Raw genomic sequence first — 18,510 nt, 5'->3', positions numbered from 1 at the left:
GGACCGGTCCGGCTCAGGCCGGTGCGCCGTGAACGGCGGTGTCCCGCTGCCGCGCGCGCTCCCGCTCCCGTCGCAGGGCCGCGCCGCGCAGCGACAGGATCCGGGTCACGCCGAAGGCCTGGAGGACGAAAACGGAGCAGAGAGCGGTCCGGTAGTCCTGGCCGGTGGCGTCCAGCAGCACTCCGACGGCCAGCAGGGTGGTCATCGAGGCGATGAACCCGCCCATGTTGGTGATGCCGGACGCGGTGCCCTGCCGCTCGGGCGGGTTCGCCGGCCGCGCGAAGTCGAAGCCGATCATCGAGGCGGGGCCACAGGTGCCCAGCACCACGCACAGCACCACGAGCAGCCACATCGGGGCCCGGCCGCCCGGATGGAGGATCACCGCGGCCCACAGCACGGAGGTGGTGGCGACGGTGCCCAGTGCGAGGGGGATCCGGGACGCGGCCCGGCGGGCCACGATCTGGCCGTAGACCAGGCCCCAGGCCATGTTCGAGGCGACGATCAGGGTGAGCAGGCCGCCCGCCGCGGACCGGGACAGCCCCTGCGCCTCGACCAGGTACGGCATGCCCCAGAGCAGCAGGAAGACCATCGCGGGGAACTGGGTGGTGAAGTGCACCCACAGGCCGATCCTGGTGCCGGGTTCCCGCCAGGACTCGGCGATCTGGTTCCGGACGAAGGCACGGCCGCCGCCCGTCGGACCGTCGGCGGCCGGCGCGGGAGCCGTCCCCTGCCCGTCGGGGTTGTCCCGCAGGAACAGCAGCACCGGGACCAGCACCACCAGGCCCGCCACCGCGCTGCCCGCGAAGGCCGGCACCCAGCCGAACCCGTGCAGCACCGGTGCCAGGACCAGCGTGGAGACCAGGTTGCCCGCCATGCCGACCAGTCCGGCCAGCTGGGCCATCAGCGGGCCGCGCCGGGCGGGGAACCACCGGGTGCCGAGCCGGAGCACGGAGATGAAGGTCATCGCGTCACCGCAGCCGAGCAGGGCGCGCGCCGCGAGTGCCATCCCGTACGAGGGCGAGAGCGCGAAGCCGACCTGGCCCGCGGTGAAGAGGACCACGCCGAGGGTGAGGACCCGCTTGGTGCCGAGGCGGTCGACCATCAGCCCGACGGGTATCTGCATGCCGGCGTAGACGAGCAGCTGGAGCAGCGAGAAGGTGGCCAGCGCCGAGGCGTTGACCTGGAAGCGGTCGGCGGCGTCCAGGCCGGCCACGCCCAGGCTGGTGCGGAAGATGACGGCCACGAAGTAGACGGCGACGGCGATGGACCAGACGAACACGGCCTGGCGCCCGCCGGGCGGCTCGGGAGGAGCCGCCGGACGGCCCGCCGACCCGCTCGCGGAGGAGCCGCTCGCGGAGGAGCCGCTCACGGAGGAACCGCTCGCTGAGGACCCGCTCATGGCGGAGCCGCCCACCGGGGACCCGCTCATGGAGGGGCCGCCCACGGAGGACCCGCCCACGGAGGACCCGCTCACCGTTCCGCCCCGCGGACCAGCGCCTCGACCCGCCCGATGTGCCCGCGCACCGAGGCCGCCGCGGCCTCCCGGTCCCCGGCGCGCAGCGCGTCGAGGATCTCCGTGTGTTCGGCCAGGGTCCGGGCGATCCGCTCGGGGTGTGCGTGCAGCACTGCCGCGCCCATCCGCAGCTGGCGGTCGCGCAGCTGGTCGTAGAGGCGGGACAGGATGTGGTTCCCGGCGTGCCGGACGATCTCGGCGTGGAAGCAGCGGTCCGCGACGGACATCGCGGCGAGGTCGCCGCTCTCCGCGCACCGCCGCTGTTCGGCGAGCAGCTCCGCCAGCCGGTCGAGCAGCGCGGGCGGCGCGGGCACGGCCCGCCGGACCGTGAACTCCTCCACCAGCAGCCGGGTCTCGACCACGTCCGCGATCTCCTGCGCGGACACGGCGAGCACCAGGGCGCCCTTCTTCGGGTAGAGCTTGATCAGTCCCTCGGTCTCCAGGCGCAGCAGCGCCTCGCGCACCGGGGTGCGGGACACCCCGACGGCCTCGGCCAGCTCGCCCTCGGTGAGCAGGGTGCCGCCTTCGTAGCGCCGGTCGAGCACGCCCTGCTTGACGTGCCGGTAGACGCGGTCGGTGGCGGGCGGCTGCTTCGCGGCGGCGGCTGTGGGCGGCGCCGCGGCGACGGCGGAGGCGGGAGACGCCGGGAACGCGGAGGACATGGACGCAGCATAGATACAACAGAGGTGCAAGCAGGGCGGTGTCCGCGATGTGGACCGCCGGGGCGGGAGGAGTCCCCGCGCGGCCCGCTGCATCGAATGATGTACGCCGCTTTCGTCCGGCCGCAGGACGAGGGGCGCCCGCCCCGCCGGGACCCTTGAGACATGGCTGACACCCCTTCCGGCACCGCGCCGGACCCCGCATCGGTCGACGCTTCGGTCGACGCTTCGGTCGACGCTTCGGTCGACGCTTCGGTCGACGCTTCGGTCGACGCTTCGGTCGACGCATCGGTCAACGCTTCGGCCACCACGGCACCCCTCGCGTCCGGGCCCGTGCCCAGCCCCGTGTCCGGACCCGCATCCGGGCCCGCCTCCGGCCGCCGCATCCCGCTGCTCGACGTCCTGCGCGGGGCGGCCATCCTCGGCACCCTGATGACCAACGTCTGGATCTTCGCCGCACCCGGCTCGGAGTGGGGCGTCCTTCAGGGCGGCCTCGACATGCCGGCCGAGGTCGACGCCGAGTTCGTCTTCCGCTTCCTCGCCGACGGCAAGTTCCTCGCCCTGCTCACGGTCCTGTTCGGGGTCGGGCTGGCCATCCAGTACGACTCGGCCGGCCGCCGGGGCCTGCCCTGGCCCGGCTCCTACCGGAAGCGCGCCGCCTTCCTCTTCCTCGAGGGCACCGTCCACTTCCTGCTGGTCTTCGCCTGGGACGTGCTGATGGGGTACGCCGTAGCCGCCCTGGTCGCGGCCCGGCTGCTGGCCCGCTCCGAGCGAGCCCGCCGCATCACCCTGTGGACCGCGGTCGGCCTGCACCTGGCTCTGATCGGCTTGGTCACCCTCGCCCTGGCCGCCGCCTCGGACGACCCTCCGGGCGTCTCCGACCGTGCCGTCGAGCTCTACGCCCACGGCAGCTGGGCCGAGCAGATCGCCTTCCGCGCCGAGAACGCCCTCGCGCTCCGCATGGAGCCGGTCTTCTCCTTCGGACTGCTGCTGTTCCTCTTCCTGCTCGGCGTACGACTGCACCGCGCCGGCGCCTTCGCCGACAGCCCGGCCGGCCGCCGGATCCGCACCCGGCTCGCCGTGGTCGGCCTCGGCGTCGGCCTGCCGCTGAACCTGGCCGTCGCGCTCGCCGGCCCCGACTTCTTCCTGCTGGGCCGCTACGCAGCCGCCCCGCTGGTCGCACTCGGCTACATCGGCCTGATCGGCTGCGCCCTGGACCGCGTCCGGGTGCCGGCCGTGTTCACCACCTCCCTGTCCTCGGTCGGCCGCACCGCCCTGTCCTGCTACGTCCTGCAGAACCTCCTCTGCATGCTGGCCTGCTACGGACTCGGCCTGGGCCTGGCCGCCCGCTTCGGCCCCGACGCCGGCCCCTGGTGGGTGATGGGCCTGTGGGCGGCGGTCTGCGCGGTGCTCATCACCGGCTCCCGGCTCTGGCTCCGCCACTTCACCCGCGGCCCGCTGGAATCCATACAACACCGGGCACTTCGGGCAGGTTCCTGACGGCCACCGAATCCGTCGGGCCATCCGACGGAAAAGATGTCCTGATCCCGTACATCCATTCGCGTCCCTCGTGCGTCTCAGGTCGGGGCCCGCTTTACCCATGGGCCCGGACTTGATAGCTCCTCCTACCCGAACTCGGGGGACCCCTCTTGAAATTCGGCTTCTCGCGCACCCGTCGGGCCCTGCTGGTGGGCGCTGCCACGGGCACGCTGCTGACCGCCTCGCCGCTGGTCAGCGCCGCCGGTGCGGCCACGGCCCCGGCCCCGGCCCCGACGGTCACCGCCAAGGGCGCGTTCATGCTGGACGGCGCCACGGGCGCCACGAAGTACTCCAAGGCCGCGGACACCAAGCGTCCGATGGCCAGCACCACCAAGATCATGACGGCGTACGTCGTGCTGACCACGCCGGGCCTCGACCTGAACCGCCGGGTCACGGTCCAGCAGGCGCACAAGGACTACGTCGTCAAGAACCCCTACAGCAGCGCCAACCTGCGCGTCGGCGACAAGGTGCGCGTCGGCGACCTGCTGGACGCCACGCTCGCCCCCTCCGGCTGCGACGCCGCCTACGCCCTCGCCGACACCTTCGGCAAGGGCACGACGCGGGCCGACCGCACCAAGAACTTCATCGCCCAGATGAACACCAAGGCGAAGGCCCTCGGCCTGGTGAACACCAAGTTCGACTCGTTCGACGGCAACTCGCCCAACAACAGCGCGAACAACTACACCACCCCGCGCGAGCTGGCGAAGCTGGCCCGCGAGGCGATGAAGAACAGCACGTTCAAGGCAATCGTGCAGTCCACCGGCGTCAGCGGCACGGCCATCGACCCGGCGGGCAAGCCGTACAACTACGCCTGGACCAACAGCAACCGCCTGCTCGGTGCCTACCCCGGCGCCAACGGCATCAAGACCGGCACCACCACCCCGGCCGGCCCGTGCCTGGTCTTCTCGGCCACCCGGGACGGCAAGTCCGTCATCGGTGTGGTGCTGGGCGCCAGCACGATCGACACCCGGTACGCCGACGCCAAGAAGATGCTCGACTACACCCTCGGCCCGGTGAAGACCGGTATGCGCTCGGGTGAGTTCAAGCTCCGCGAGCTGCCGGCGGGCGCGAACCAGGACTGATCACACAGGTGATCACGCAGGGGATCACACGGGTGGACCCGTAGCCGATGGCTCGGGCGATCACCCAGGTGGTCACCCGGCGGCACGAGGGGGCGGTCAGGCGATGACCGCCCCCTCGTGCCATCCCTCCCCGTCCCGCCCGTCCGCGTCCGGGTCCCGCCACCAGTGCTGCAGCCGCCCGTCCGCGCGCAGCACGAACACCTCCAGCCGGAACCCGAGGCTGCCCTGCAGCATGGCGGTCACGGCCACCGCGTCCCGCCCGAACACGGCACTCCGTTGCCAGGCCGAACCGCGCGCGTTCCCTTGCCACCAGTGCTCGACCCGGCCCCCGGCCCCGACCACGCACAGCTCGTAGTTCCCGGCCGTGTCCTCGTCCCGGGCGTCGTACTGCGACTCGATCAGGCAGGGCGCGGAGCCGATCCCGCTGCCGAAGATCTCCCCCGGCCGCCACACGAAGCCGGCCGCGTCGTCCCGCCACCACCGCTGCATCCGGCCGTCCGTGCGGGTGGCCACCAGATCCAGGCGGCGGGCCCGGGTCTGCACCAGGGCGGGCCCGTAGTGGGCGATGCGGGAGGCGAAGCAGCCGCCGTCGTTCCAGGTCCATGGCGAGCCGTTGATCCGCCACCAGTGCCGCAGCCGCCCGTCGGCGGTCCGCACCACCACCTCGAAGTTCCCCGGCTGCCCGTAGTCGCTCTGGATGAAGGCGGGCGTGGACCCGGGAGCCGCGTCCCCCTCGGCCCCGAACAGGCCGCCGTCCCGCCAGGTCCGAGCGGACTGCTCGTAGTACCAGTGCCGGAGCCGCCCGCCCGGGGTGACGTGCAGGGACTCCATGTTCCGGTTGTACGTGGTCCCGGTGAAGGCGGGCTGCCCGGACGCGTCCCCGCCGAAGGCCGGCCGCCCGGCCCGGTGCCAGCGGAACGGCGCCTCGCCCGCCCGCCACCAGTGCCGCAGCCGGCCGTCGCCGCCCGCGGCCAGCAGCTCCACGTTGCGGTGGGCGGGACCGTTGCCGCTCTCGTACGCGTTCCCGGTGTGCAGCCGCCGCTTGCTCCACGGGTCGATGTTCGTCCCGTGCAGGCCGCACTTGGCCCAGTGGTCGACGCGGGCCTCGCCGTAGCCGATGCGTCCGTAGCCGCCGACGTGGTGGCCGGTCCCCCAGGAGTTCTTGAACAGCCAGCAGCCCGCCGCGTCGTCGTAGCCGACGACGAGCACGCAGTGGCCGCCCACCCTCCGGTCGGTGGTCGGGTGGTAGACGCCCGCGCCGAGCCCGAAGAAGTCCTCGTACACGTCGAAGCAGGCGGTCAGCGGCCCCACCGTGTCCAGCCAGACCTTCTGCTGTTCCACGTCCCCGAGCCGTACGTAGCCGCGGATCCGGACGGTCCGCCCGGACCGGTCCCAGCTGGGGGTGTTCGCGGCCCGCCAGGCCTCGCGCCGCCCGGCGGGCAGCCCGGGAGGGGGTACGGAGTACGGATGGCAGTCGGGGTCGGCGATCCCGCCGTTGTCACGGATCCAGTCGAGGGCGGCCTCCGGCGTGCCGAGCCGGCCGCAGGCGGCCCGCAGCCCGTCGTGGACGTCCCCCTCGGACCGCGGCGCCCACACGTCGTGCTCGATCCGCGCCATCGACTCGACCAGCCCGGCGGCGGCGAAGGCCCAGCTCGCGCTGCACGGGTTCTGGTCCCGGACCGCCGTGATCCAGGGCCAGCCCCAGCGGTTGCGCCAGTCCACGGCGGCCGGCCGGGACGAGGCGGCCCGGCGCCGCCGCAGGTGCGGGTTGCCGCTGTCCGGGAGCCGCGCGATCAGCTCCCGTACGTCGACGTGGCCCACCTCCGCGGCGGTGGTCAGCGGGCTGCCGGACAGGTCGAGCCCGAGCGCGGCACGCGGCACGGGCTCGTCCTCCCCGAGCCGCTCGATCACCGACCAGCGCGCGGCCTGCTTGTCGAGCCGGGCCCGCAGCTCCCCGGCGAGCAGCACCCCTTCATCCTCGTGTCCCCCTGCCCCCGGCATGTCGGCTCCCCCCTGAACCGTTACGGATGCGGAGCCGTGAGCGTCCATCCGCCCGAACCGTCCGTCAAGGGGGTCAACCGGCCGCGACGGGCCCCGGCCCCCGCGGGACTACGGGCCGAGCAGTTCCAGGATCTGCCCCACGGCGTGTCCGTCATCCCCCTGTGTCTCGACCCCCGAGCCACCCAGTGGTCCACGTCACACTGAGGGACGATCCCGGCCCATCGGCAGTTCCCCGAGCGACGGACCGCATCCCGCCTGGCCCACGGACAAGCTGAACGCGCTGCGCCCGTGGCACACGGACGAGCCCGGCTAGGACCCTCCGTTGGAGTGCCGTCATGTCGCGGTCCGGCGTGGCGGCAGCGCGCAGGTGCAGCGGCTCGGTAAGCACGTGGTGCGGCAGCGCTGTCGTGCAGTGCCGGGATCAGGGGTCGGCGGTGAGCAGCGTGGGGCAGGAGGAGCCGGCTTCGCGTGCCAAGTGGTTCGGCGCCGTGCATCTGTGGATCACGACGCTTACGGGCGTGGCCGCCCTGGGCATCTCGTTGTACAACTTCGCCGTACTCCAGGGAACTCCGAAGGTCGACGTTGCGCTTCCGCGTCTCGTGAGGATCGAGCCGCGTGCGCCGGGCAACGCCGTCCACTTCTTCCTGCAGCCGACGCTGTCGATCCGCCGCAAGACCGAAAGCGTCGAGGTCATCACCGACGCTCAGCTGAAACTGCTGCCGAACGATGCCACCACCCCTCGACCCGGGTTCTTCTGGCTCGATTTCGGCCGTTACGTCTACGATCACGAAACCAACGGCGACCACTGGGAAAAGAGCAGTGATCCCACCCCGATCCTCGTCAGCCAGGAAGAGCCCAGCCTCTCCACGTTCAACTTCCGTGCGAACGATTGGGATTTTCGTGCCGGCCGCTACGAGGGTTCGCTGATGCTGCACCGGTCCGGTGGCGATCCCATGGAGGCAAGGTTCTGCCTTCTCGTCGACGCCGCGGATCTGAAAGTGTTCGAAGCGGCTCCGGAGCGTAAGACGTTCATGTTCCGCAACGACATCCCCGACGGCTCTGAGGCCACCCGGACAACCGGCTGTTACACCGCTGCCCTGTGACGCCGTCGGGGCCCGCGCGGGCGGTCTACCCGCCGATCGCGCGCAGCGCCACACCGGCCATGGCCACGAGGCAGGCGATGCCGCCGGCGGCGAAGACCAGCCCGAAGCCGACGCTCCAGACCGCCCGCGACGGCGAGTCGAGGACGGTCACGAAGTTCGGCCTCCGCGGGTTGTAGGCGACCCGTACGGCCGAGCCGCCGGGCTTGGCGTAGACGGGCCGGGTCCTTCCGCTGGTGTCCGTGTACGCGTAGGTCTCCCGGCCGTCGAGGACGATCCTCCTCGCTTCGACGGTGATGCCGTAGCGGGGGAGGTACCAGCGCTCGAAGGCCAGATACAACCCTCCGGCGCCGAACGCGGTCGCCCCCGCGCCCATGGCGCCGAGCACCAGGGTCCCGAACGCGGAAGGCACGTTCCCCCAGATGCCGACGGCCACGGAAAGGAGGACGAGCACCACAACGACGACAAGTGCCGATCGCTTGAAGAGCATCAGCACCTTGTCCCCCTCCTCGTCCTCGCCCTCGGGGGCGGTCCGGGTGAGGGTGACGAGCGTGGAGCCGTCGACCGCCTCCTCCCCGTCCGGAGGTGGTGGTCCGGGCCCCCGAACGCGATCTGGAGATCGAGTCCATACAGCTGCGGCTCGCCGTCAACGTCTCTCCGGCGCACAAGGGCGACGGGTACGACGAGGACGACGGCGACCTCATCAGCTACCCCGGCGCGAGCGGCTGGTTCAAGCTCGCGAAGGGCGAGGAGCAGCGGGTTCCGATCAGGCACCGGTTGCTCTGGGAGACCCCGCTGACCGAGCTGCGGGGGGAGCAGCTCGGTGTGTCCATGGGTGTGCGCACCGAGGTCGAGGCGGTCGGCGTCAAAGCGGGGACCGACTTCGACCCGGTACGGGTCGGACCGCTTCCGCTGCACGAGGCGGTCCTCGACGCCTTCGCGGCGGAGGGCTACGGCTGCCAGGGCGCGCGCGTCTACTACACCCCGATCGACGACGTCGAGAGCCGTCTCTACATGTGGCAGGGCTTCCGGCTCACCACCCCGCAGCAGGCCGGCGACCGTCCGCAGGAGCTGGAACTGTCCTTCCACACCAACGCGGTCGGCAGCGAGATCTTCCTGCGCCGGTACGGGCAGGGCAAGTACTGGAAGGACAAGCCCCCGGCCCTGCGCGACGTGGCCGCGCACCACGAGGTGGGCGCACGGGACTTCGGCACGGACGTCCGGCGCTGGCTGGACGAGGTGGGCACCCTGCAGGACGACAAGCGCTGACCTGACGGCGCTCAGTCACGCTGGAAGCGCCTCCGACCGGTCCTCGCCGATCAGAGCCGCTTCCCGGCGCTGCCGGTCACCTACTGGACGGCCCCGTCCCGGATCGCGCCCAGGGCCTCCCGCCAGGCCACCGGCCCGACTCGAACCACGGGGCCGTGCGGCCGCTTGCTGTCGCGGACGGCGACGGTGCCCATGACGTTGGTGGCGACCTCGACGCAGTCCGAGTCAATCGTGTTGTTGCTGTAGCTCGACTTCACGAACTGAAACTGGGTCATCCCTGCATACCCTTACTGATGGCTTCGATCAGACTCACGGAGTCACGCGGCGCGAGACTCAGGCGCGACACCCGGTCGAACGAACGCGCATACTCCTCGTTTCCTTCCGCCCCCTCCACCCACACAGTAGACGCGATGCCCTCCGAATAGCCGACGTCGAGTGCCCCGGGTTCTGCGAACGAAACGATGTTGAATGCCCCAGCCACGCCGTGGTTGGCGCCGACTCGGAACGGCAGTACCTGAACATGGACGTTGGGCAGTTCGGTGATCTCCACGAGGTGGTCGAGCTGACTGCGCATGACGTCACGGCCGCCAATCTCCTGACGAAGGGCCGCTTCCCAGATCACGGCGTGGAACTCAAGCGGCCTGTCGCCCCATAGCCGCGCCTGCCGCTTCATCCGGCTGGATACGAGGTCCTCGATCTCGTCGGGGTGTGTCCACGAGTCGGAGCTGACACCCAGGGCCCGGACGTAGTCGGCGGTCTGAAGGAGCCCAGGGACAAGCGCAAGCTGCCATGTGCGGATCTTCGTGGCGACGTCCTCCATGGCCACGTACTCGGCCAACCCACCCATTCTTGGGACTTGTTGCCACCAACCCTTGGCCTTCCGACGTTCACGGTCCAACCGGGCCAGGTCGAGGAGACCCGTCACCGACGCGGCGTCGGTCACGCCGTAGAACTCGCACAGCACCCGGATGTCCGGATCCCGCATCGGGACCCAGCCGCTCTCCATCTTGGCAACCTTGGTCGTGGTGGCACTGATCGCATGCGCCGCCTGTGTCTGCGTCTTGCCGACGGCCAGGCGCAGCTTCTGAAGTTCACCACCCAGCCTGCGGCCGAGCACGGTCGATGTCCGGTTGCCCTGATCGGTTCGCCTCACCCGGCCAGTCTCCCGCTCTTCGCCAGGGGAGTCGACACCCCGCTCACCCACACGGGGACAATTTCTCCCGAAGCACTTGCCCCGAAATCTCAGGCACCTCTACCGTCGGTGACGAACCGCCCACCCAAACAGACCAGTTGGCGGAAGTGCACCGGCATGCCCCCGCATGCAACGGCAAAGCCACCGCCCCACCCGGAGGTGCATCGCACATGAGCAACCCACCGCCTCAGCCTCAGCCCGCCACCAGCCGGCAGGACGTGCGGAACTACCCGCCCCGCCAGGAATCGGTGCCCGCGGCCAGGCGGCGTGCCGCATGGCTGGCCGTGGCCTGGGGGCAGCCCCAACTCGCGGCGGACATCGCGCTGCTGACCAGCGAGCTCACCACCAACGCGCTCATGCACGGTTCCGTGGAGGACCGCTACCTCCGGGTCGAGGTGAGCCTCCGCGGAGCATCGCTCCGTGTCGCGGTCAGCGATCCGAAAGGCGAGCGGCGGCCCGAGCCGCGCACACCGCACCCCTGCGAACAGTTCGGCCGCGGCCTCCAGATCGTCGGCGCGACAGCACGCCGCTGGGGCGTCGACGAGCGCTGCATCGGCAAGACCGTATGGGCGGAGCTCGGCATCGGGCCTGGTTAGGGTGCACACATGACGTCGTGGAGTGCGCCCAGTGCCATCGAGGAAGAACTGTACGAAGCCAAGCTGAAGGGCGACTGGCCGCGGTACTTCGACGTACTGGCCCGCCACGAACTGTTCATCGCCGCACCCCGCGCGCACGTGGACGCCGAGCCCGACGCCGTCCGCTTCTACCCCGAGAACGACCAGCAGCTCCACGTCTGGACCGAGGGCGCCCTGCCCTCCCCCACCGAGGACACCGTCTTCCACTCGGAGGACTTCGGCTGGTACGCCGCCGTCTGGGACGACCAGGAGGACCCGCCGTACCTCACCGTGAACCCCGGCACCCCCTGCGAGGCCAACCTCCCCGCCGCCGACCGCGACCGCTGGACCCGGCACGCCGAGCGCGCCGCCACCCGCGGCCTCGACCAGGGCCGCGTACAGACCCTGCGGCATCCCGAACCACTGCCCGCCCCCGTCGCTTTCGGGCTCGCCGCCGGCGCCCACCTCTCCGTCCGGAACGGCCAGTTCTGGAACGCCCTCGGCTACCAGGGCCAGGGCTACCTCCTCGAAAAACAGAAGCTCGCCGACTACTGGGGCGTCACCGGCCGCGAGGAATGGCTCGACGTCACCGAGCGCCTGCTCGCCGCCGAAGTCAGCACCCCCGTCTGGGAGATGCCCCTGCACGTCCGCAAGGTGCTCGCCGAGCACCACGGCTCGATGCCGTCCATCGAGGAATGGCGGGACGAGGTCGCGCACGCGGTGCGGCGCAGCGTCTCCCGTACCGGCTCCGTCCGCACGGAGGCCGAGCTGGACCACCTGATCGGCGAGGTCCAGCAGCTCGTCGGCCGGATCCTCCGCTACGAGCAGCGCTTCCGCGCCGACGGCCTGCTCGGCGAGGACGCGTACATCCGTTCCGTGCTCGCCTGGGACTACGGCCGGGCCTCCCAGATGGCCCGCTGGGGCCTCGGCGCCCGCTTCGGCACGATCGACGAGACCGAGCGGGCCGTCGTACGGGCCGGCGAGGCGTGCAAGGAGACGTACAGGTCCTGGGAGGACCTCTCGGCCGGCTTCGTCCTCGGCCGCTGCCTGCACTTCGACGAGGAGGAGTTCGGGGAGTGGTACCAGGAGATGGTCACCGCGCACCGCGAACTGATGACCGACCCCGAAAGCCCTTGGCTGACCATCGACTTCGCGTAGTCGGCGCGGACTGGCCCGTTCACCGTCGACGCGCCCCGGGTGCCGATCTATGGTCGCGGACATGACGACCACCGTTGCCCTGAACGACGCCGTACGCCGGCTTCTGGACGCCCCGCACCCGGCCGTCCTGTCCACCCTCAACCCCGACGGGAGCCCCCAGACCTCGGTGGTCTGGGTCTCCCGTGACGGCACGGACCTGCTGATCTCCACCGAGCAGGGGCGCCGCAAGGAGCGGAACATCGTCCGCGACCCGCGCGTCAGCCTGACCGTCTTCGACCTGAACAACCCCTTCCTCTACGTCGAGATCCGCGGCGAGGCGACCGTCACGGAGGACACCGGCCGGGCCGTGGCCGTCCGCATCGCCGAGGAGTACCTCGGGCCGGGCGGGGGCAAGGAGTACGCGGAGGCGCCGGCGGAGGAGCTCCGGGTGGTCGTACGGATCACCCCGCGCCGGGTGCTGGGCAACGCGGCGCGCGCCTAGGGACCGTTCGGGCGGAGGGTGGTGGGGTCATGCCGGCCGGAGACGGAACACGATCCGCTGCGGTACGCCTCCCGCCCCGCTGGTTCATCCGCCTCGCCTGGTCCGTGCACCGGAGCGCCTACCGGGCGTCCGGCGGCCGGCTCGGGCTGTGGCGGCCGGGCCGGAAGGGCTGGGGCACGCTCCGCCTGCGCCGGGGCGAGATCGACAAGGACCCGGACGCGTACGCCGCCCTGCGCCCCGCCGAGACGGCGGTGGTGATCCTGGAACCGGCCCTGCCCCAATCGGCCGCAGACCATCGGGACGACCGGTCAGGCCAGTGACCGGCTCAGCCCCGCCAGCAGCAGCCGGGCTGCCGGGGAACGCTGGTCGGAGCGGATGGCCAGGCCGAGGCAGGCGTGCGTGGCGGCGTCGGTGACCGGGACCGTCCGCAAGCCCTCCACCCCACCCGCCGACGACGGGCTCAGGACGGCGACCCCGGCCCCGCGCCGCACCAGGCCGAGCAGGGTGAGCGGGGCACTGGCGTCGATGTCCACACGCGGTTCGATCCCCACCCGGAGGCAGGACCGCTCGTAGGCGGCCCGGATGCCGGTGCCGTGCGGCAGGCAGAGGATCCGCCCCGCCTCGGCCTCTACGTCGGCCAGCCGCACCGAGGCCCGGTCCAGACGGTGCGCTTCGGGCACGGCGAGGGCGATCGGTTCGTCGACGACGACGGTGACGTCCAGCTCGGGCTCGGCCTGCCGGCTGTCCCCGTCATGTCCCGGGAAGGCGAACAGCGCGAGGTCGACCGAACGCGCCAGCACCTGTGCCCGCAACGCCTGCGAGTCGTCCTCGTGCAGGCTCAGTACCACGCCCGGATGGCTGCGCCCGAAGTCGGCCACGGCATCCAGGAATCCCGGAATGGCACAGCCCCTGATCATGCCCAGCCGTACCCGGCCGCGGACGGCCTGGGCGAACTCCGCGGCCGTGTACTCGATGCCCGCGAGTGCTTCCAGCGCCTCCCGGGCGAGCGGCAGCACCGCCTCCCCCGCCGCCGTCAGGCGCACGCGCCGCCCCGAGCGCTCCAGCAGCTGCTGCCCCAGCTCCCTTTCCAGCTTGGCCACTTGGGTGGACACACCGGATTGGCTGACGTGCAGCCGGGCCGCCGCCGCCGTGAACGTCCCCTCGTCCACCACCGCCGCGAGATACCGCAGCTGATGCATTTCCATAACCAAGAATGATATCTCTCATCCAATCCATCTGTTGGACGGATGGAAAGGCCGGGGCGACGATGAACACATGAAGACGACGACGATGACTCCGGCAGAGATCTCCGAGAAGTACTTCACCGCCTGGCAGACCGGCGACTTCGACACCCTGCGCGGCCTCCTCGCCGACGACGTCGACTTCGTCGGCGCGCTCGGCACCGCCTCCGGCGCCGAGGAGTGCCTGGCCGGACTGCGCGGCATGGCGCAGATCCTGGAGAAGATCGAGGTCCACTCCCGAGTGGCGGACGACACCGACGTGATCACCTGGTTCGACCTGCACACCGCTGGCGCACCCCCGGCCCCCACCGCGAACTGGACCCACGTGGAGAACGGCAAGATCACCCGCATCCGAGTCACCTTCGACCCCCGCGGCATCCTGGCCACGCTCAATCGCTGACGGGTCGGCTGGGCCCTTTCCGTTCAGCTCTGGACTCTGCAACTCTGCTGCGGGCGCCGACGGCGATCGACGGCCTGGATCACACGAGGAAGGGCGACAGTGCGCACCGTGCCCTGGTTGCACGTGGTCCCGGAGCGGGGTGCCCTGCCTGTCGATCTGCTGCTTGCCGTGACCGGGAGGACGTACGTGGCGCGCCTCGACGGCCGGGAGATGCGTGACACGGACGCCGTCTTCCGGCAGTAGAGACGCCCTTGTCGTGAGGGCCCGGCTTCGCCTCGCGGCCCAGGGGAAGATACCGGCGACCTGAGGTCCGGTCAGGTGGATGGCCGCGGTCTTCTCCGGGGATCACCGTCGAATGCCTCGCTCGCTGAGGTGGTCGCGAATGGTTCAAGCGCCCAGCACGCGTATCACCCACGTCCCGGGACAACGCACCTAGGGCAGCTCCACCCGGATCCGGAGCCAGGTGTCCACGGCCGCACCCAGCGGATCGCCCTCCGCGAGGTGCGGCCGGGCCGCCTCCAGCGCACCCAGCAGCCCTTTGACCCGCCTCAGGTGGACGATCCGTTCCCGGTCCAGGTCCCGCCAGACCCGTCCGGCCCGTACGGCCTCCTCGGGACCCACGTCCACCCGCTCCAGCACGGCCCGGCACAGGGCGGCGGGATCCCGCAGCCGGTCCGGCTCGCCGAACTCGGGCCCGAGGTGCCGGATGAGATACGCCCGCACCATCGCGGCACTGTGCGCGGCACCCAGCGGATGCCCGCCGATCCCCTCGATCGCCGCGAGCGACACCCGCCCCCACCGGACCCGCTCACCAGCGCCCAGCCGTTCGTCCTGCATGCGGTTGACGCTCAGCACCCGCAGCATGTGCAGATCCTGCTCCTCGGCCGGCGGCACGCCGGTCCCCAGCCAGAACTCGGCGTCCGCGAGCTCCAGCTCGGGCACCGGCACCGACCTGATCAGCTGCCCCCTGCCGAGCAGCGCCACCACGGGCCCGGTCAGCCACACCTTCGCGGAATGCCCGGCCACGACGTACGGGCACGCCTTCCCCCACCGCTCGGCCCGCCGCAGCACGATCCGCGACTCCCCGGCGGCGTAGAGCTGCCCGACCCGCGCCACCCCGCCCACGCACCGCACGACACACACGCCACCGTCGCGGTCGGCCTCCTCGACGGAGTACACCTGCACCTCGGTGATCGGCATCCCCGGCCCCCTTCTCCGGTCGGCAGCCTAGACGTTCCGCCGGCCCCGCCCAGGCCCGTACGGCAACGTCCCCGCGCCGGATCACCTGAGTACGACGAGGGGGCGAACTGAGCACGCGCGCCCATGCGCCAGCGCCCTCCCGGCGACCAGGATCGTGCCCGTCCCCGCAACAGGCCACGAAGGGAACGACGGACGATGAACCCGACCGCCTACGCGCAGCTGTACGGCCCGCCGCAGCCGGCTCGGCCCGCCCGCCCGAGCCACCCGGCCGTCATCGCGCTCGCGGGCCTGCTGTGGGCGGTCACCTTCGCGTCCCTCTCCTGGCTGGCCGTCCTCCTGGGCATCGTGGCCGTCTGGAGCGCCGCGGCCGGAACCCCCATCGCCGACCTGCTCCTCCAGCCCACCCTGATCGTCCTGGGATCCGCGGCCGCCCTCACCGCCCTGGCCTTCGCCCCCGGCATCCGCCGCCTGTCCGTCCCGGCCCGCCTGCTCCTGCTGGGCGCCCTGGCCTGCCCGGCCCCCACGGCCCTGGCGATCTGGACCTGGTTCCACACGGGCTGACCGTCTTCACCCCACGGCGCGCCAGAAGTCGTCGACCACCGCAGCGAGCTGCTCGTCGGTGGTGTCGCCGTCCTCACGGAACGAAGGATCGATGGGGTAGTCGTCCAGGGTGTAGAACACCTGATCGAGGGCTCGGGCGATCCGCTCACCGACCCGCTCCCCGGCGGCCAGTGCCTCGCGGCGGGCCTGGAACCAGCCCCGTGCGAACTCCCAGGGCGGAATCTCCCGGGCCGAGAACCGGCGCATGAGCGCCAACTGCCGCCCGGTCGCCGACCCGGCCGGCACGTCCACCACGGCCTTCCACATCCGCGTCCTCACCGACGGAACTCCCTCAGCATCTGCAAGGCCTTCAGACACTCAAGCCGTACGGCATCGCCCTCAGCCATGGCCACGGACCAGACACCGGCCATCCGCTCGACGGCCTCCAGCACGGCCCCGTGCAGGACCTCTCGGCTGACGATGCCCACCGGCCCGTCGGGCCCGGTGATGCGGACCCCGTGCAGGACGGCCCGGAACTCCAGCCGGAACGAACCCTCGGACCCCGCGAACGACACGTACCCCGTCCGCCGACGCAGCAACGGCAGCAGCCGGTCGACGAGCTCCGGTACGGACAGGTGGATCATCATCCCCTGATCGGGGCGCCGCCCGGAGGAATCCGCGGTCCCGAACCTCCCCACCCACCGCATGTCCCCGATATCGAACCCGCTGGACGCCTCCCCCTCCTCCGCCCGCATACTGAACTCCACGCTCAGCCCGTGCGACTGCGGTTCCCGACCGACACGGACGATCTCGTCGAGCATCCGCCCACCTCCACAGGCCAACCATTTCCGGGACCCCATCAGCCACGACGGCTTCAATAGAGCAGCTCTTCAAGACCACGCGAATAGGCCCGCATCACGGCGCGCGCGGCAGGCGTGGCCGAGGAGGAGGGCCTCAGAACCTGCGGCAACGTCCTCACCCGCCACATCCTGAACACCTCACGCGGCGTGCCGACCGGCTGCCCCACCAGCACGATCGCGTCCTCCACGACCTGCACGATCAGGGCACAGGCCCGCTCGACATCGTCCGTCCGCACGACCGCGGCCTGGACCAGCCCGTCCAGCAGCTCGGTCAGCTGCAGGTCAGCCGCCATCCGAAGAACCCGCGTCAGGGACTCGGGGGCTTCGAGCTCAGGGAAGTAGGGCTCGATGCCCTCCGACCAGAGAAGCAGCGCAGCAGGAGTGATCGCGTGATCCCGGAGGTACCCGAGACCGTCGAACAGTTCCATGACGGCCGGGCTGAACCTCCCCAGCTCCTCGACAGCCGCCCTGACCCGACCGAGCCCGCCCGCGTGCCGGGCAGCGAACTCACCGACCGACACGGAACCCAAGGGGCGTGCACGCTGCTCCGTCACGACGCCCACCTCCACGACGCCGCCGAGCGGCCCGAAAACCGCCCTGGCGAGGACCTCCTCAGGCACCGACCACATCCAGCTTCCTAAACTCCGTAGAAGTTCCATTCACGGGGAAGCTCGTGGTCGCACAAAGCGCAGACGAACCACGACTCACGCACGACGTTGCGCTCCCCACACGCCCCACACCGCCGGAACACCACCTCGTGCGTGAACCCCTCGGGCCGCCCGATCCCGGCCCGGTCCAACGCCTCCCGCACGGCGTCCCAACAATCCACATCCGGGCAGTACCCGGTGGACAGGTTGCTGACCTCGACGACCTTCAACCCGTCCTCCCCTCCCCCGAACCGGATCTCACCGGCAGCGAGAACAGCAGCACCACCCGCACACACCACGTGCTCACTCCGCCGGGGAGCAACGCACAACGCCCCACCCCCGTCGACGACGTACGTCATGGACTCGCCGAGCTCCTCGCCCGCCAGGTCTCCCGGCCCCCGCACGGCCCGCCCCTTCTCCTCAGGCCGCACCAGCCGAAGCAACTCCCGGGGCCCCACGTACCGGAACTCTCGCCCCTTCCCCTTCACGGGCACGCCGTGAGGACCTCGAACAGCTCGACCTGACGCGGGTCGAGCCGCGTGAACCAGGCCCGCGCCGTATAGGGGGTTTCCAACTCCTGCACCTCTCCCCGATACCAGAGGATCTTCGCCAGCTTCAGCAACGGTTCGTCCGAGCCGGCCGTGCGGAAACACATGCCGACGCGCGCCGTACCCTCCAGCACGCGCACGCCACAGACGAGCTCGCCATCAGCCACGTCGTCGAATTGCGCTATCTGCAGTTGCACCACAGTGCCCGGCCCCCGTCCTCGACATTCACGCCGCCGACAGCGTACGGACGCGGCCTGCACACAAGCCGCCCGTTTCCCGCCCTACAACCCCGCCAACAGTGGTTGAGCCCAGACGGGCAGGGCGGACCGGTCCGGGCGGGGCGAAGGAGGGTCCGTGCTCCTGCCCTACAATCGCGCCAGCCCTGAGCCTCGCCTGCCGTCACAGTTCAGCCCCATGGACAGGGGCCAACCCTGACCCTGATCTGCCGGTCGCGATCACTGAAGTC

General features: G+C 71.3%; 24 protein-coding genes. 11 read left to right on the top strand and 13 right to left on the bottom strand.

Annotated features, from left to right (window positions below):
• Window positions 1–13: 13 nt before the first annotated feature.
• Entirely contained in the window at window positions 14–1,399 is a 1,386-nt protein-coding gene (locus tag AC067U_RS10580) for an MFS transporter (protein WP_478829259.1), read from the bottom strand.
• Between the two features lie 71 nt (window positions 1,400–1,470).
• A complete protein-coding gene (locus tag AC067U_RS10575; RefSeq protein WP_478829258.1) occupies window positions 1,471–2,175 on the bottom strand; it encodes a GntR family transcriptional regulator in 705 nt (234 codons plus the stop codon).
• A gap of 162 nt (window positions 2,176–2,337) precedes the next feature.
• Between AC067U_RS10575 and AC067U_RS10570 the strand changes: the two genes are divergently transcribed.
• Both AC067U_RS10570 and AC067U_RS10565 read left to right on the top strand, forming a co-directional pair.
• Window positions 2,338–3,672 (top strand): DUF418 domain-containing protein, encoded by a 1,335-nt coding sequence (locus AC067U_RS10570; protein WP_478829257.1) that lies wholly within the window; start codon window positions 2,338–2,340, stop codon window positions 3,670–3,672.
• A 149-nt stretch (window positions 3,673–3,821) separates the two neighbouring features.
• A complete protein-coding gene (locus AC067U_RS10565; protein ID WP_478829256.1) occupies window positions 3,822–4,793 on the top strand; it encodes a D-alanyl-D-alanine carboxypeptidase family protein in 972 nt (323 codons plus the stop codon).
• Between the two features lie 96 nt (window positions 4,794–4,889).
• On the opposite strand, the gene AC067U_RS10560 is transcribed toward AC067U_RS10565, so the two are convergent.
• Window positions 4,890–6,794, bottom strand: coding sequence for a C1 family peptidase (locus tag AC067U_RS10560; RefSeq protein WP_478829255.1), 1,905 nt, complete (start codon window positions 6,792–6,794; stop codon window positions 4,890–4,892).
• A 434-nt stretch (window positions 6,795–7,228) separates the two neighbouring features.
• Between AC067U_RS10560 and AC067U_RS10555 the strand changes: the two genes are divergently transcribed.
• Window positions 7,229–7,897 carry a hypothetical protein gene (locus AC067U_RS10555; RefSeq protein WP_478829254.1) on the top strand — a complete coding sequence of 223 codons (669 nt, stop codon included), beginning with the start codon at window positions 7,229–7,231 and terminating at the stop codon, window positions 7,895–7,897.
• 25 nt (window positions 7,898–7,922) lie between these two features.
• Here AC067U_RS10555 and AC067U_RS10550 read toward each other — a convergent pair whose 3' ends face one another.
• Window positions 7,923–8,384: a hypothetical protein gene (locus tag AC067U_RS10550; RefSeq protein WP_478829253.1), complete on the bottom strand. Its 462-nt coding sequence runs from the start codon at window positions 8,382–8,384 to the stop codon at window positions 7,923–7,925.
• Between the two features lie 95 nt (window positions 8,385–8,479).
• Between AC067U_RS10550 and AC067U_RS10545 the strand changes: the two genes are divergently transcribed.
• Window positions 8,480–9,163 carry a sporulation protein gene (locus AC067U_RS10545; RefSeq protein ID WP_478829252.1) on the top strand — a complete coding sequence of 228 codons (684 nt, stop codon included), beginning with the start codon at window positions 8,480–8,482 and terminating at the stop codon, window positions 9,161–9,163.
• A gap of 80 nt (window positions 9,164–9,243) precedes the next feature.
• Here AC067U_RS10545 and AC067U_RS10540 read toward each other — a convergent pair whose 3' ends face one another.
• Both AC067U_RS10540 and AC067U_RS10535 read right to left on the bottom strand, forming a co-directional pair.
• Window positions 9,244–9,438, bottom strand: coding sequence for a DUF397 domain-containing protein (locus tag AC067U_RS10540; RefSeq protein WP_478829251.1), 195 nt, complete (start codon window positions 9,436–9,438; stop codon window positions 9,244–9,246).
• Complete coding sequence (locus tag AC067U_RS10535; RefSeq protein WP_478829250.1) at window positions 9,435–10,316, bottom strand: helix-turn-helix domain-containing protein; 882 nt, start codon at window positions 10,314–10,316, stop codon at window positions 9,435–9,437. The genes AC067U_RS10540 and AC067U_RS10535 overlap by 4 nt, the downstream gene beginning before the upstream one ends.
• A gap of 209 nt (window positions 10,317–10,525) precedes the next feature.
• On the opposite strand from AC067U_RS10535, the gene AC067U_RS10530 reads away from it, so the two are divergent.
• From AC067U_RS10530 to AC067U_RS10515, 4 genes are all read left to right on the top strand, one after another.
• The gene (locus AC067U_RS10530; RefSeq protein ID WP_478829249.1) at window positions 10,526–10,951 is read left to right on the top strand and encodes an ATP-binding protein; all 426 of its coding nucleotides are present in this window, start codon (window positions 10,526–10,528) and stop codon (window positions 10,949–10,951) included.
• A gap of 9 nt (window positions 10,952–10,960) precedes the next feature.
• Window positions 10,961–12,127, top strand: coding sequence for a DUF1266 domain-containing protein (locus AC067U_RS10525; RefSeq protein WP_478829248.1), 1,167 nt, complete (start codon window positions 10,961–10,963; stop codon window positions 12,125–12,127).
• A gap of 61 nt (window positions 12,128–12,188) precedes the next feature.
• On the top strand, window positions 12,189–12,608 hold the full coding sequence (locus tag AC067U_RS10520) for a PPOX class F420-dependent oxidoreductase (protein ID WP_478829247.1): 420 nt from the start codon (window positions 12,189–12,191) through the stop codon (window positions 12,606–12,608).
• A gap of 29 nt (window positions 12,609–12,637) precedes the next feature.
• Window positions 12,638–12,928: a hypothetical protein gene (locus AC067U_RS10515; protein WP_478829246.1), complete on the top strand. Its 291-nt coding sequence runs from the start codon at window positions 12,638–12,640 to the stop codon at window positions 12,926–12,928.
• Here the strand turns inward: AC067U_RS10515 and AC067U_RS10510 are convergent.
• On the bottom strand, window positions 12,917–13,813 hold the full coding sequence (locus tag AC067U_RS10510) for a LysR family transcriptional regulator (protein WP_478829245.1): 897 nt from the start codon (window positions 13,811–13,813) through the stop codon (window positions 12,917–12,919). The two genes, AC067U_RS10515 and AC067U_RS10510, sit on opposite strands and share 12 nt — an antisense overlap.
• Before the next feature lie 70 nt (window positions 13,814–13,883).
• On the opposite strand from AC067U_RS10510, the gene AC067U_RS10505 reads away from it, so the two are divergent.
• Window positions 13,884–14,249: a nuclear transport factor 2 family protein gene (locus tag AC067U_RS10505; protein WP_478829244.1), complete on the top strand. Its 366-nt coding sequence runs from the start codon at window positions 13,884–13,886 to the stop codon at window positions 14,247–14,249.
• A gap of 108 nt (window positions 14,250–14,357) precedes the next feature.
• On the top strand, window positions 14,358–14,492 hold the full coding sequence (locus tag AC067U_RS10500; RefSeq protein WP_478829243.1) for a hypothetical protein: 135 nt from the start codon (window positions 14,358–14,360) through the stop codon (window positions 14,490–14,492).
• A 189-nt stretch (window positions 14,493–14,681) separates the two neighbouring features.
• Here the strand turns inward: AC067U_RS10500 and AC067U_RS10495 are convergent, their stop codons facing one another.
• A complete protein-coding gene (locus AC067U_RS10495; protein WP_478829242.1) occupies window positions 14,682–15,449 on the bottom strand; it encodes a hypothetical protein in 768 nt (255 codons plus the stop codon).
• 195 nt (window positions 15,450–15,644) lie between these two features.
• On the opposite strand from AC067U_RS10495, the gene AC067U_RS10490 reads away from it, so the two are divergent.
• Window positions 15,645–16,010, top strand: coding sequence for a hypothetical protein (locus AC067U_RS10490; protein ID WP_478829241.1), 366 nt, complete (start codon window positions 15,645–15,647; stop codon window positions 16,008–16,010).
• 6 nt (window positions 16,011–16,016) lie between these two features.
• On the opposite strand, the gene AC067U_RS10485 is transcribed toward AC067U_RS10490, so the two are convergent.
• From AC067U_RS10485 to AC067U_RS10465, 5 genes are read right to left on the bottom strand one after another with little or no spacing between them, the layout of a single operon-like run.
• On the bottom strand, window positions 16,017–16,328 hold the full coding sequence (locus AC067U_RS10485) for a colicin immunity domain-containing protein (RefSeq protein WP_478829240.1): 312 nt from the start codon (window positions 16,326–16,328) through the stop codon (window positions 16,017–16,019).
• Entirely contained in the window at window positions 16,325–16,810 is a 486-nt protein-coding gene (locus AC067U_RS10480; RefSeq protein WP_478829239.1) for a hypothetical protein, read from the bottom strand. Before AC067U_RS10480 ends, AC067U_RS10485 begins: the two co-directional genes overlap by 4 nt.
• A 53-nt stretch (window positions 16,811–16,863) precedes the next feature.
• Window positions 16,864–17,469, bottom strand: coding sequence for a hypothetical protein (locus AC067U_RS10475; protein ID WP_478829238.1), 606 nt, complete (start codon window positions 17,467–17,469; stop codon window positions 16,864–16,866).
• Window positions 17,470–17,486: 17 nt separating this feature from the next.
• On the bottom strand, window positions 17,487–17,990 hold the full coding sequence (locus AC067U_RS10470; protein WP_478829237.1) for a hypothetical protein: 504 nt from the start codon (window positions 17,988–17,990) through the stop codon (window positions 17,487–17,489).
• A complete protein-coding gene (locus AC067U_RS10465; protein ID WP_478829236.1) occupies window positions 17,981–18,244 on the bottom strand; it encodes a hypothetical protein in 264 nt (87 codons plus the stop codon). Before AC067U_RS10465 ends, AC067U_RS10470 begins: the two co-directional genes overlap by 10 nt.
• Window positions 18,245–18,510: the final 266 nt, after the last annotated feature.

The organism is Streptomyces sp. NPDC043853 (assembly GCF_056436025.1).
The sequence above is the reverse complement of the archived record's forward strand: the minus strand, read 5'-3'. Positions and strand labels throughout refer to the sequence as shown.